Source organism: Paenibacillus sp. B01, from assembly GCF_009649995.1.
Taxonomy (GTDB): domain Bacteria; phylum Bacillota; class Bacilli; order Paenibacillales; family Paenibacillaceae; genus Paenibacillus_O; species Paenibacillus_O pasadenensis.
Genome location: NZ_CP045802.1, coordinates 1,215,690 through 1,227,987, shown reverse-complemented (window position 1 = coordinate 1,227,987; position 12,298 = coordinate 1,215,690). Strand labels below are relative to the sequence as shown.

At 55.6% G+C, this 12,298-nt stretch carries 10 protein-coding genes; 2 read left to right on the top strand and 8 right to left on the bottom strand.

Annotated elements, in window-relative coordinates:
* Positions 1-114 precede the first annotated feature (114 nt).
* The 5 genes from GE073_RS05390 to GE073_RS05370 form a co-directional block, all read right to left on the bottom strand.
* Complete coding sequence (locus GE073_RS05390) at positions 115-951, bottom strand: sugar phosphate isomerase/epimerase family protein (protein WP_028600351.1); 837 nt, start codon at positions 949-951, stop codon at positions 115-117.
* Positions 952-1,141: 190 nt separating this feature from the next.
* Complete coding sequence (locus GE073_RS25320) at positions 1,142-2,551, bottom strand: family 43 glycosylhydrolase (protein WP_228551288.1); 1,410 nt, start codon at positions 2,549-2,551, stop codon at positions 1,142-1,144.
* Between the two features lie 23 nt (positions 2,552-2,574).
* Complete coding sequence (locus GE073_RS05380; RefSeq protein WP_153782963.1) at positions 2,575-4,251, bottom strand: type 2 periplasmic-binding domain-containing protein; 1,677 nt, start codon at positions 4,249-4,251, stop codon at positions 2,575-2,577.
* A 53-nt stretch (positions 4,252-4,304) separates the two neighbouring features.
* Positions 4,305-5,174 (bottom strand): carbohydrate ABC transporter permease, encoded by an 870-nt coding sequence (locus GE073_RS05375; protein WP_101808626.1) that lies wholly within the window; start codon positions 5,172-5,174, stop codon positions 4,305-4,307.
* A gap of 15 nt (positions 5,175-5,189) precedes the next feature.
* On the bottom strand, positions 5,190-6,047 hold the full coding sequence (locus tag GE073_RS05370) for an ABC transporter permease (protein ID WP_416362101.1): 858 nt from the start codon (positions 6,045-6,047) through the stop codon (positions 5,190-5,192).
* Between the two features lie 326 nt (positions 6,048-6,373).
* Between GE073_RS05370 and GE073_RS05365 the strand changes: the two genes are divergently transcribed.
* Together GE073_RS05365 and GE073_RS05360 are read left to right on the top strand one after the other, a co-directional pair.
* Positions 6,374-8,104, top strand: a complete 1,731-nt coding sequence (locus GE073_RS05365; RefSeq protein WP_153782961.1) for a sensor histidine kinase — start codon at positions 6,374-6,376, stop codon at positions 8,102-8,104.
* A 1-nt stretch (position 8,105) separates the two neighbouring features.
* On the top strand, positions 8,106-9,452 hold the full coding sequence (locus GE073_RS05360) for a response regulator (protein WP_153782960.1): 1,347 nt from the start codon (positions 8,106-8,108) through the stop codon (positions 9,450-9,452).
* Positions 9,453-9,530: 78 nt separating this feature from the next.
* Here the strand turns inward: GE073_RS05360 and GE073_RS05355 are convergent, their stop codons facing one another.
* The 3 genes from GE073_RS05355 to GE073_RS05345 form a co-directional block, all read right to left on the bottom strand.
* Positions 9,531-9,704, bottom strand: coding sequence for a hypothetical protein (locus GE073_RS05355; RefSeq protein WP_153782959.1), 174 nt, complete (start codon positions 9,702-9,704; stop codon positions 9,531-9,533).
* Between the two features lie 43 nt (positions 9,705-9,747).
* Positions 9,748-10,239 carry a small multi-drug export protein gene (locus tag GE073_RS05350; RefSeq protein ID WP_028600346.1) on the bottom strand — a complete coding sequence of 164 codons (492 nt, stop codon included), beginning with the start codon at positions 10,237-10,239 and terminating at the stop codon, positions 9,748-9,750.
* A gap of 84 nt (positions 10,240-10,323) precedes the next feature.
* Positions 10,324-12,225, bottom strand: a complete 1,902-nt coding sequence (locus GE073_RS05345; protein WP_153782958.1) for a TniQ family protein — start codon at positions 12,223-12,225, stop codon at positions 10,324-10,326.
* Positions 12,226-12,298: the final 73 nt, after the last annotated feature.

The window sequence follows — 12,298 nt, the reverse complement described above, 5'->3', positions numbered from 1 at the left end:
GGCATGGCAAAGCCTCCGTCTTCTGCGCATGGCAGGAACAGAGGCTTCATCACGTGACGCGGCTTGCAAGCCTGCGATACTTCCCCGGGCGGCGCTCGCCGCAGAGCAGCGCCGTCAGCGCGGCTGCTGCAATCCGCGCACCCAGGCCAGCGCGGAGTCCAGGCTGTCTCCGTCCACTTCTTCCAACGACAGGTCGAGGAGCGGCTTGGCCGCATGCAGCCGCGCGAGAAACGGCTCCGTCGCGAACTGTCCCTGGCCTGGAGGCAGGTGGCGCAGCTCGGAGCCGACGATAGCCGCATCCTTGAGATGCGCGAGCACGATCCGGCTGCCGAACCGCTCGAACGCCTCGTCGAGAAACGCTTCCTGATCATCCATGAGGCTGACAGTCAGCAGGTTGACCGGATCGAACACGACGCCAAGCGTCGACGAAGGCACCTCGCCCAGCAGCCGCTCCATCTTGGCTGCGCTGGACAGTGTATGGTAACTGACCGGCTCCAGCCCGATCGTCACTCCCCAGCGCTCCGCTTCCTCGGCCAGCTCCTCTACCGTCTCCTTGAGGACGCTCCAGCCGAACGCTTCGTAATCGTCCGGACGCCGGCTCGCATACGTCTGGAGCGATGCCGTCTCCGTTGCCACGATCGGCGCGCCGAAGTCTCTGGCGAACCGCAGATGCTCCTTGAACCTCCCGATTTCGCGCCTGCGCGCCTCCGGATCGGGATGGATCGGATCGATGTAGCAGCCCAGCACTCCGATCCGCACGCCGACGCGCTCAAATTGTTCCGCGATATGGTTGGCAAGCGCCGGACTGAGCTTGCCCGGGCTCGTGTCGATATCCGCAATCGCCTTGGAGAGCGCCAGCTGCACGAAGTCGATGCCCCGGCCGGCAAGCTTGCCGGTCAGCTCGCGCAGCGGCAGCCGGCCGACCGTATGCGCCAATGTGCCATAACCCATCTGCCCATTCTCCTTCCCGCTGCAGACTCGCCATCTCATACAGAAGACGCGCAGCATCTTCATTTTACAATGCCCATGGTCCAAAAACCCGGCTGAAATCAGTGAAAAACGGTTGCAAAACAGACCCCCTGAATCGACCTTGGAGCTGAAAAGCCTCCAAAGTCTATTCAGGGGGTACCTTTCCTTTTAGCTAGCTCGCTGCTCCGCCGCGGACCGGCGCGAGCAGGAACCAGCGCGGATCGGAACCGAGCCTCCGGTCATGCTTGAATTCGCTGCCTTCCGCCAGAATCAGCTCGCCGCTCTGGCGATCCTCCGCCATCGCCAGCGCCAGTCCCGATTGCCGGTGGATCAGCATGCCCCTCTCCTCGTCGATCGGCAGCAGGCTCCATTCATGCTCGCCGGCCGCTTCGGCGGCGGCCAGCATGACCTTCCTCTGTTCGGAGTCCGCTCCAAGATAGCGTCCCGTCCGGACATTCCGAAGGCGCATGCCTCCCTCGGCGGCGGGCTCGACCGCCCAGATCTGCTCGGCGGCCTGATAATGGAGATTCGTGCCGATCGCCGCTTCGCCGTCCGCTGCGAGGTACAGCCGCTCGCCTACGTCGCGGATTCGGATCCGCTGCTCCTCCGGCTCTTGGACGACAGCCTCGACCCGCCCCGTCTCGAAGTCGATCTCCAGCGTATCCGCCCAGCGCATCTCCATCGTCCGGTCGTCCGGAAACTCCAGCAGAAGCAGCGCATAGCCGGACTGCTGGTAGTCGGTCGGATCCCAGCGGTCTCCCAGGTAGAGATAGGAGGTCGTCTCCGTGCCGCGTATCGGCACGATGAACGTCGGCTGCGTGTCATAGGTCGTCGCGTCGCCAAGCGGCAGCAGCGGCGACCAGCGGCCGGTCAGGCTGTCCGCGTACGCATAGGCTCCAGGATTGGGATGCCAGCCCGTGCAGGCCGAGGTCGTCATGAAGTAGACGCCGCCTCGCTTCATCACCGCCGGGGCCTCCCGGTATTGACCCGGCCACAGCGTCTTGACGAGCTCCTCGATGACCAGGTAGTCGTCCGACAGCCGATAGACGAGCAGATCCGCATTTTCCCTGGCCGCCGACAGGAAGTAAGCCGTGCCGTCGTCGTCTTGGAACAGCGTGCAGTCCCGGGACATGTGGCCGATCGGATTGAAGCTGCCGCGATACGTATAGTCGCCGTCGACCGTGTCGCAAGTCGCGACCGCGCAGCGGGCATCCCGATAGTCGTTGCCGTTCTCCCAATGCATCCACATGACGTATTGCCCCGTCTTGGCGTTGAACAGCACCTTCGGCCTTTCGATATTGGCCCCGATGGCCGTCGAATACGGATTCAGGTCGAGCGAGGAGCGGCAGTAGAGCGGCTCGACGTCGGAATCCAGCGTCAAAACGTCGCCTCGCCATTCCCAGTCCGACAGCGTCCGGGACCGGTAGCAGCTCACCTTGCGGCGGCCGGTCCGGTTCTCGCCGAACAAATAATAGAAGGCGTTGTCGTACAGGATGCCTCCGCCATGCGCATGGAGCGGCTCCCCGTCCTGGTCCAGCCACGGCGCACCGTTTCGGTTTTGGATGATCTGCGTTCGGCTCATGCTTGCTTCCCCTCCGTCAGGCGCTAGTTCAATCCGATCTGGTCCATAATGTCGACTTTCTTGACGTCGCTGTACCATTCATTCACTTCCTTGGCGATCTGCTCTCCGCCCTTTGCATACCATTGCTTGACGAAGGTGTCGAACGCCTCGAGAGGCTCCTTGCTGTAGATGATTTTCGTAAAGGTCTCCTGCTCCATCGTGTTGAGCTGCTCCAAAGAGCTTTGCATCGTTTTCGTCGGAGGCCCGTTGAACGCGTTCGGCAGCAGCACATCCGCGTTCTCGTAGGAGATGACGTAGCCTTTTTGAGTCGTCGCATCGTTCGAGTCCGATCGCATCAGGACGCCGTTGTCCGGCTTCACGCCTTGTGCGAGATCATAGAACGATTTGCCGGGACCGTCGACGGTCGGCGTATTTTTCGTGAAGGACATCTTTCCGACGCTCTGCAAGGCATCCAGCGGCTTGTTGAACTTCTGCGGATCGAAGGTGACCTCGCCGTTCACGATATCGTAGTCGTACCCTTGGGCATAGCCGTACACGAAGTCTCCGGTGCCGAACGCCGCATCGTACAGCTTGTCGTAGTAAAGGAAGAAGGCATCCATCTGGTTGAAATCCTTGTTGAACATGAATACGCCGTCATTGAGCTGGCCCGACTGGTACGTCTTGCCTCCGTCGATGCCGTTGATCGTCGGATAGACCTCGATCTTGGCGCCTTTGACGTTCTTCTCCACGTCTTTGACCGAGCCGTACAGCCAAGGACGGCCTATGATGATGCCGGCCTTGCCTTCCGTGAAGTCGGCCAGCGCGTCCCAAGCGCCTTTCGTCGCCAGCTCCTTGTTCAGATACCCTTTGGAGTACCAGTCCCTCAGCTTGGCCAGCGCTTCCTTGTTGCCCGGATCGACCGAGCCGTAGACGAGCTTGCCGCTGCTGTCCTCATTCCACTGGCGCGGGATGTTCTTGCCCGTAAAGGCGCTGAAGATCATGACCGGATCGCTGACCCAGCCGGTATTGTAGGAATCCTTGCCGGACAGCGTGAAGCCGTACGTGTCTTTCTTGCCGTCGCCGTCCGGATCTCCGTCCGTAAAGGCGGCGATGACCTGCTCGAACTCCTCGATCGTCGTCGGCGCCTTCAGCTTCAGGTTGTCCAGCCAGTCTTGACGGATCAGCATGACTTCGCCTTCGGTCAGGTTGGGCGCGATCGCCATGCCGTATACCTTGCCGTCCCGGATGACCGGATTGAACGTCATCGGATATTCCTTGTAGATCTTTTTCAGCCGCTCCGGCATGTAGGACTTGATGTCCTCCGTGATTTCCTTCACGCGTCCCGACTGGATCAGGTCGTTGGCCAGCATCGTATCGTAGACCGGGATGATGTCCGGCAGCTGCTCGGAGCCGGTCAGAGCCAGCCGCAGCTTGTTGTTGTATTGAGCCCCGTCTCCGCCGAGCAGCGTCGTCTCGACCTTGATGCCGAGCTTCTCGACTCCCCAGCGAGTCAGCACGTTGTCGTTCAGGCTTTCGCCCGGCAGGTACTTGCCTGCGTTCTCGTCCTGCTGCTTGGCGATCTTCAATGTAATCGGAGGATCGAACTTGCCGTCCTTCAGGGTGCTTCTCTTTTCGGAGGAAGGCTGGTCGCCGCCGCTGCAGCCGGCGAGGAGGCTTGCCGACAGAAGGGCTGTCATCAGAATCGAGCTGGCTTTTTTCATCGTTCTGTCCCCTTTTCGTTGTGTGCTTTATATGGGTTGAGTCATTGAAGCCGCTACTCTTTTACCGCGCCCATCACGATCCCTTTGACAAAATACCGCTGGAGGAACGGATACACCAGGATGATCGGCAGCGTGCTGATGAAGATCTGCGCCGCCTTGATGCTCTGCTCGGCCATCGCGTCGACTTCCGCCTGGCTCATCGCCAGGTTCTGCATCGTGTTCTGGACGACGACCGTCTGCAGGAACGACGCCAGCGGATACCGCGAGGTGTCGGACATGTAGAGGAGGCCGTCGAACCAGGAGTTCCAGTGGCCCACCATGATGAACAGCGCGACCGTCGCCAGCCCGGGCAGGGACAGCGGCAGATAGACGCTTCGGAAAATCACGAAGAAGGAGGCACCGTCGATGAACGCCGCTTCCTCGAGCGCCTTCGGAATCGTGCGGAAGAAGTTCATGAGCAGGATCAGGTTGTACGCTCCGAACGCTCCCGGCAGCACGAGCGCCCAGATCGTATCCTTCATGCCGAGGCCGGTCACAAGCAGATACGACGGGATCAGGCCGCCGGAGAAGAGCATCGTGAAGACGAAGATCCACATCAGCGCGTTCCTGCCGCGGAACTCCTTGGACAGCGCGTAGCCGGCCGTCGTCAAGATGGCCATGCTGATCGCGGTGCCCAGAATCGTCCGGATGATCGAGATCATCATCGAGCCGGTGAAATTGGAGTTGTTGAACGTCTTGACGTAGGCATCGATCTGGAAGGACACGGGCCAGAACGAAACCATATTCCCGTTGATGGCCGCTTTGCTGCTGAATGACTGGGCCAGCAGGTGGAGGAGAGGCAAGAAGCAAGACAGTGCGATCACGATGAGAAGGAGATGATTGAAGATCGAGAATACCTTGTATCCCGTCGTTTTATGGTACAATTCGCACCCTCCTTTTTAGAAGATCCTGTAGTTGGCGAACTTGTAGGCGAAGCGGTACGATAGGACGATCAGGATGAGGCTGATGACGGACTTGAACAATCCGACCGCGGTGCCGAAGCCGTATTGTCCGTTCAGCAGCGAGGAGCGGTAGACGTAGGTGTCGATGATGTCCCCGGTGCTGTACACAAGCGGATTGTACAGGTTGAAGATCTGGTCGAAGCCCGCGTCCAGGATGCCTCCCAGGCTCAGCGTGGCGATGACGATGATCATCGGCAGCATCGACGGCAGCGTCACATGCCAGATCTGCTGGCGCCTCGTCGCGCCGTCGATCTCGGCCGCTTCATAATAAGAGGGATCGATTCCGGCAATGGTGGCGAGATAGACGATCATGCCGAAGCCGAAGTTTTTCCACAGGTCGCTCAGGACGACCGTCGGCCGGAACAGAGACGGATCGCCGAGGAAATAGATCGGCTCGGTTCCGAAAACGCTTGTCAGGATGTGGTTGATGCCGCCTTCCAAGCCCAGGATGTCGATCATCATGCCGGCCACCGTCACCCAGGACAGGAAATGCGGCAGGTAGACGAGCGTCTGGATGCTCTTCTTGAGCCCCATGCTCCGGATCTCGCTGAGCAGGATGGCCGTCACGATCGGTACGACGATGCCGACCGAGATTTTAGACACCGCGATGATCAGCGTATTGTAGATGGCCTGAGAGGCCTCTTCGTACTGGAAGATCCTGCGGAAGTTATCCAGCCCGATCCAGCTCGATCCTGTGAGGCCGAGCCACGGCTTGTAATCCTGGAAGGCCATGATCAAGCCGACCATCGGACCGTAGGCAAAGGTAAGCACAAAGACTAGTGCGGGCAGGCACATCAAGTAAAGCGGCCAGCTGGCTCGGATTTCCTTGCTCCATGGCTTCTTGCTGCTCCTGACGGAGCGGACCTTTTTCGTCGTGCCGGGCACGGGTTGCGTCGTGCTGTCGATGGTCATCCCCTCCTCATGTAACCGGTTTCTGCAATCATCTTAGCAAAAGCGCTTCCACTCCGAAATGTCCCGATTTTAACATCATGGCTATAATCTGAAGCACTTTAAGAGCGCTTTCATCATTTGCTGGAAACGGCTTTTTCTTTTTGGAAATCGAGCTTATGATAAAGGGAACGGAACCGATCTAGCTCTGCGCCGCGGAAAGGAACGCCACCATGAGAAGAAAAGTCACGATGAAGCAGTTCATCTATTTCTTCATCATTTATTTCCTGCTTACGCTCGCCCTGTTCATCGTCATGAACCAGCTCAGCTCCCGCACGGTCGAGTCGAGCCTGATCCATTCGTCCAAAAACCAGATGGAGTATGCGGTCGAAATTCTGGACGGCATCATTTCCGAAGCCGCCCTGTATGGAACCCGCTTCGTCTCCGACATCGACGTCCGCTTCTATCCGCAGCAGCGGCGGGAGCTCGGCAATTATGACTATCAGATGAAGAAAAACGAGATTCTGCGCCGCCTGGAGGACATCCTCATCTCCAGCCATGTCGTCGAGTCCATCGGCATCTATTGGCCATCCGACGGCACCTTCATTACGACAAGCCATGATTTTCTCGCCAGCCAGATCTACCAAAAGGTCCAGGCCAAAGGGTGGCAGACAGTCGGCGGCAGCCTGTACTATTTCGCCAAATATCCTTATATCCAGACCGATGCCGGAGCGTTTCCGGAACCGTATATCGTCGGCGTCCAGCTGAAGACGGACTACCTCCGAAGCCTGCTCGGCAAAGCGGTTAGCGATGCCGCCAGCTCGAATGCCTTTTATGTCGTGAACGGAAAGGAGCTGTGGAGCAGCCGGAAGGTGGATGTGCAAATCGCCGCCGCCATGCCGGAGCTGATCGCCGAAGGCATCGGAGACGGCATCCAAGACGGCGAGATTCGGAAGTTCGACTACAAGTCGAGCGAAGGCGACTTCTACATCCTCGCCCAATACATCGCGCAGATCGACACCTATCTCGTCACCTACACGCGCATGAGCGATTTCCTGCTCCCGCTCGACCGCAACCGCCAGGCCTTCCTGCTCAGCATCGCGGCCGTCGTCTTGCTCGGACTGTTCGTGATCCAGATGTTCTACCGCAATTTCTATCGGCACGTCCATCTGCTGCGCAAAAAGTTCCAGCTGGTCGAGCAAGGGAACTACAATACCCGGATCCCGCACAAGAACGACAATGAATTCTCGAGCCTGTTCAACGGCTTCAACCATATGATGGGAGAGATCCAGGGGCTGTTCGCCTCCCTCGAGACGGAGACGGAGCTGCGGCGGACAGCCGAGTTCAAACAGCTGCAGGCCCAGATCAATCCGCATTTCCTGTACAACAGCCTCTTCTACATCATGTCGGTCGCCCATTCGTCTCCCGATGCCATTATCAGGATGAGCAAGCACCTCGCCGAATATTACCGGTATATGACGAGACTGGACACAAGGCCGGCCTCCCTCGCTTCGGAGCTCCAGCTGGCGGAGCATTACCTGGCGATCATGTCTCTCAGCAAGCAGATCCGCTACGAGATCGACCTGCCGCCCGAGCTGGCGGATCAGCCCGTCAAGCCGCTGATGATTCAGCCGCTCGTGGAGAACGCGATCCAGCACGGCATCGAAGGACGGCAAGGCGCCTGCGAGGTGTCGATCCAGGTCCGGCATGGCGAGGAAGGGAGCGTCGTCATCGCCGTCTCCGACGACGGCAAGGGACTCGAGCCGGCCGAGATCCAGCTGCTGGCGGAGCGGATCGAGCGCAGCGAGCCTCCGGAGGGAGATCGCGGCATCGGGCTGTGGAACGTCAGCCGCCGATTGAAGAATACGTACGGCGAGTCGAGCGGCTTGCGCTTCGTCGCCAACAGCCGGGGCGGGCTGTCCGTGCTCATGACGATCGCTTCGCCGACGGAAGGAGGAGGATGAGATGCGGGTACTGATCGTGGATGACGGGCATTATGTCGTGGAGTATTTGAAGCATCTGCTCGATTGGAAAAGCTTCGGCATCCACCAAGTGGAGACGAGCACGAATTCGATCGAGGCCAGGGAGCTGCTGGACGGGAAAGGCATCGACCTGCTCATTACCGATATCCGGATGCCGGAGGTATCGGGCATCGACTTGCTGGAGCATATCGACCGCTCCAAGCTGAAGACGAAGGTCATCTTTTTGTCCGGATACTCCCAGTTCGACTACGCGCAGAAAGCGATCCGCCTCGGCCTCCTGGACTATCTGCTCAAGCCGGTCGACAAGGACGACATGGAAAAAGCGGTCCGGCATGCGACCGAATCCGTGCGCGAGCACGAGCGGACGCGTCCGCTCGAGTGGGAGCGGTTCGACGGCTTGCGCTTCCTGCTGTCGATCGTCGCCGAGAGCCGAAGCATGGCGAGGGAGGACGAGCCCGCCCTCCGCCTGCTCGGGGAGGAGCCGTTCTGCTTCTTCAGGCTGCCGGAGCCTTCGGACATGGAGGATGCGTCCGTGAGGGACCGTCTGGGCAAATTCGACCGCTTCGCCTGGAGGACGGAGTCCGCGCTCTCCGGAGCGATGCCCCATGCCGCCGCCGAGGCGCTGGCCGGACGGATCGGATCGCTCGCTTTTTCCGAGCCGTTCTCGTTCGCCCATCCGCATCAGGTCCGGCATCGCTTCTATTCGTTCTTCCTCCAGGAGAACGTGAGCTTCGCCGAGGTGGAGCGCATCTCCAAGGAGCTGCCGAGCATCGGGGAGAAGGAGCCGCAGGGGAAGCTGTGGAGCAAGCGGTACGACCAGCTCGACGGGGCCAAGCAGCAAAAGATCTACGTCATGGAACTCATCGCGAGCCTGCATGCAGGCAGCGGGCCCGACCGGACGGCCGATGCCGCCGAATGGATCTTCGATCTGCTGCCCGATCCGCAGCTCGCCTTTCAAGCGATCGTGCGCGACAGGAGCGAGACGGAAAAGAGCAGCCGGCACTGCAACGCGAACGTCGTGCGGATGGTCCGCGACTACGTCGATGAGCATCTGGCCTGCGGCCTGAGCCTGGAGGAGCTCGGCGAGCATGTCCATCTGCATCCGGTCTATCTGTCCAAGCTGTACAAGCAGGAGACCGGCCAGAACCTGTCCGCCTATATCGCGCTGAGACGGCTGGAGAAGGCTTCCCGCCTCCTGAAGGAATCGAGCCTGCATGTCGCCGACATCTCCCGGATGGTCGGGTACAAGAAGCCGCAGTATTTCATCAAGCTGTTCAAGGACGAGTACGGCATCACGCCCCACCAGTACCGCAGGCTGCAGCTGGGGTGAGCGGCGCCGGCTCCGCAACAAAAAGCCTCCGCCTCCTGCATCCGGCAGGAGGGGAGGCTTTTTCATCATGCGATTGTTCTAGCGTCTGGCGCCAGGCTTTTTCCAGAACGCCGCCAGGCTGTAGATCAGCCCCGTGATGGCCAGGCCTGTGATCAGGCCCTGCCAGAAGTCGCTCAGCGGCGTGCCGAGGCGATGGACGAGCAGGCTGGCGACGACGAGCACGAGCGTAGCGATAGGAACGATCAATTTCATGGCATTCTCTCCTGTCCGATAAAAGATGGCGTTCCGGATATTCTCAAGCGTTGATGGCGTTGATGCCGAGCAAGACGAGGGCTCCCGTCCCGACCGCCCACACGACGATGGCGACGGTCTGCCATAGGACGACGGACCGCTTGGGCGCGCCGGAGGCGATGCAGATGAGAGCGGCGATATGATCGCCGATCAGCAGCGGCCCGAGGAGGGATACTCCGGGCACGCCGTATTTATGAAACAGCTTCTGGCCTTTCTGCCAGCGCTTGTTTTCTTTTTCCTGCGTCCGCTGCGACTTGCTCCGCCCCTGCATCCATTGGCGGAAACGGTCGCTGGCCAGGATGACGGCCATCACGGACACCCAGTTGCCGACGATGGCCGCGCCGATCGTCAGCAGCGCCGGGAAGCCTACGGCGATCCCGAGCGGGACCGCGAAGTAGCCCTCGAGAAACGGAATCATCGCGACGACCATGACCCCGAAAAATTGAACCAGCGGATTGGATTCTCTAAGCTGTTCAAAAAACGATTCGAATTCCAACGAATTTACTGTTAACTTTATTTTATTTTGGCGGTGAAACTCTATGTTTCACCGTGTTTTTTTATCGTTTTTCCGTCGCTTCCTTTACATTAAAATGTCGTTTTTAGACTTAATTTTTCTTTGCCATTTTATATTTACTTGTATGTTCGTTCTTTTCTCTTCAAAAGCCGCTTTAACTTCCTTATGAGTACGAATATACTTTTTAGGTACTCCACTTAGTTCAACTACTCTTTCAATCGACGGGTATTCCCCGCTATTAACAATAAATGTTATAGCTTCATTTATTTGCTCTATACGTTTCTGTTCAATTTCTCTCACTATTATTTCTTCTTGTCGCTTTTTTTGTACCTCGATCCACTCAAGCAAATCTGGGTAATACCTATTAACTGTTTTCTTGCTTGTCCCCATAAAGCTGTACAGAGGAATATCACTTATTATTTCTTCATTTGCTATTTGCTTCTCAATATATTCTTGCGCTTTGCTTCTCATTATTTTCTCATCAATCCGTATAACCTTTTCCTTTTTACGAGGAAATTCCTTAAAAGTGTCCATTTTCTTCGTATTTTTTTTATTACTTGCCCCTTTGTTGGGATTAACTAACAAGAACAAGTAGCTCTGAACTTCAGGTGTAAAGTAATAATAAAAGTACTTTCTTTGCCCCCAACCGAAGAGTTTACTGGCTCTTGCAATATCGGAACCGTCTTTGTACTCACTCAATGTCTTAAAGAACTCTAAAGCTTCTTTCCCATTAATGGTTTTACCAGAAGCACTTTGACTGGCAAAATAAACAGCATATTTTAATACAGTGTATCTTGTTATTGATAGTTGATTTGCAATGTCTAACTCATAAAATCCCTCACTCAGAAGAGGATGTATCCGCCGCCATGCAAATTCAATCGTCTCTCCGCATTCATACCACATCAAATCTTTTTCGATATAACCATATTTAACAAAACACTGCAGACACATATGGGGGCGATAATAATAATTTCCATTCCACCTGAGATATTTTTTCTCTGATCTCAGCATCCTTTCGCTTGATCCAAAAGCGCTGCACCATGGGGACTGACATACGGGTACTACTTCTGCTCTAGAATCATAGTTCATTACTTCGTATATATAGCTTGAAGGCACCTCGGTTTCAAGAAACTCTGAAACTGAAGTTCCGTTTTTTCTAATTGTGTTCAAAACTAATCCGAGCGTTGGTTTGTATCCCTCTTCCCTCTGGAAATAAGAAACTAACCTGCTCCTATAATCATTTGAGAGACGTGTAATTCTTAACATATTAAATTGAGTCTCTTTATTTTGATTGAAGTAAATTGCGAGCAGCGCAATGTATTTACTTTTCGAGTGAACCTTACTGAAATAACTATCTTTATTATTTTCTAGTAGACTATACCAATCCCCGTAAAAATCATACTGTTGAGTAAAAACATCATCATCAATGATTTCATAGTTATCTATTTGTTTATCAAGACGACTATTACATGAATAACATCTAACCTCCACATGAGCAGGATGTATATACGGCTGTTCTTTTTGGCATGTCGGACACTTTGAAGTCAATTTGACTTTATGATGGTCACACACTACCAATTCATTTATTTGCCACAACAATTTATAACAGTTCTTTTCTTTCAAACAAAGAGGACAAAACCGTCGATGAGTAGTGTTAATAATTTCATATAAGAAATTACGATACTCCTCAGATATTCGGTCTTGATTATCTAAAAACATTTCAACAACAGGGCCTAAAGATACACAATTGAATTCTCTATCACTTATGTCCAGTAAGGAGAGGAGTTTCTTAAAATCCGTTACTAACTCTGGGTTCATATCTAAATGTTGAGAACGCGTTTGCTTTATTTTTACTTGTTTTAGTAGTTCTCCGTACGGCAAGTAATTTCTAACAGCCGTTCTTAACAAGAAGGCTGTCACTGACTCACCTTCATATGGCCTTGTTTTAACGGTTAAAATGTCATCCATTCGATATTCCCTCTTATTCGAGTAAGTTTTGCAAGATTATCATACTCGAAAACACTGATGAAACAAAAAACTG